Source organism: Halobaculum sp. EA56 (assembly GCF_051195075.1).
In the GTDB taxonomy this organism is placed as follows: Archaea; Halobacteriota; Halobacteria; order Halobacteriales; family Haloferacaceae; genus Halobaculum.
In genome coordinates this window covers 1-998 of the sequence record NZ_JBNTJX010000108.1, presented here as the reverse complement: position 1 = coordinate 998, position 998 = coordinate 1, and the positions used below count along the sequence as shown (strand labels likewise).

The window sequence follows — 998 nt, the reverse complement described above, 5'->3', positions numbered from 1 at the left end:
CTGGGGTTGAGTTCCTCGAGCTCGTACATCGAGGGGAGCTGCTCGGGGTGCTGGAGGATGTTGTTGATGAGCGCGAACCGCGTCTGCTGGGTCACGAAATGGACGAGTTCGCGGGGTTCCATTCCCCCAGTCGTCCCGAGGTCGGTGCTCATATGACACGGTAGACGCCCTGACGACAAGTAGTTTACCTTTGAGTAAATCACCTTGCAGTAAACTAATGCCGAATAACTCGGTAACTTACTTCAGAAACCATATCTCACGCCGCTGAGACGGACCAGATATGCCCGATGAGGAGTCGCCCGTCTCGGAGGAGATCCTCACGAGCGCAAGGATCAGCTCGACGACCAGGTGATCTCGCTGGCCGACAGCGAGGAGATCCTCCACGCCCTGAGCGAGCTGACTCCCGTGTACGAGAACGAGCGCTCGTACTTCGTGCTGGGGAACTACGACCGAGAGCCGATCCGGCGGCTGAACCTCGTGGTTGATCGTCTCAATCGCCGGCAGGGCGCCTACGCCTTCCGGATGGTCGATATCCGGGGAGAGTGGGACAACAGCATCCAGAAGTTCTGCCTGATTGCCGACATCGTGACCTACCTCGTTGGTATTGCCGAGAAGGAGCCAAGCGACTTTCTCGTCGAGCAGGGACTGCTCGTCGGCACGACCGAGTACCTCGCGAAGAGTCACGTCCTCAAACGAGAGTACGAGAATGAGGAGCATCCCTTCGGCTGGATGCAGGACGGCGTTTTCGAGTTATTTGACCGGAACGGACGGCTGTATCGATGGCAAACTGAGGAGGAACTCGTCGACGTGACTGAAGAACTCCCGTGACAGCGGATGCACTCATGAGGTAGTACAGCGAGGGCGACCAAGGCCAGAGAAATTCCTAGGCGAGGTTCGGAGTACACTGACCCTCACATAGTAGTGGCAGCGACAAATATCGGGATCAGTCTCCCGTGAACCACCGGATCTGAATCGACCTGATCATCGAAGTGCATCGC

2 pseudogenes are annotated in these 998 nt (G+C 57.3%); one reads left to right on the top strand and one right to left on the bottom strand.

Features of this window, described 5'->3' with window-relative positions:
* Window positions 1-152, bottom strand: a pseudogene (locus tag ACQUQ1_RS22405) (PadR family transcriptional regulator); the annotation flags it as partial.
* A gap of 128 nt (window positions 153-280) precedes the next feature.
* On the opposite strand from ACQUQ1_RS22405, the pseudogene ACQUQ1_RS22400 reads away from it, so the two are divergent.
* Window positions 281-828 (top strand): annotated as a pseudogene (locus tag ACQUQ1_RS22400) (hypothetical protein).
* Window positions 829-998 lie beyond the last annotated feature (170 nt).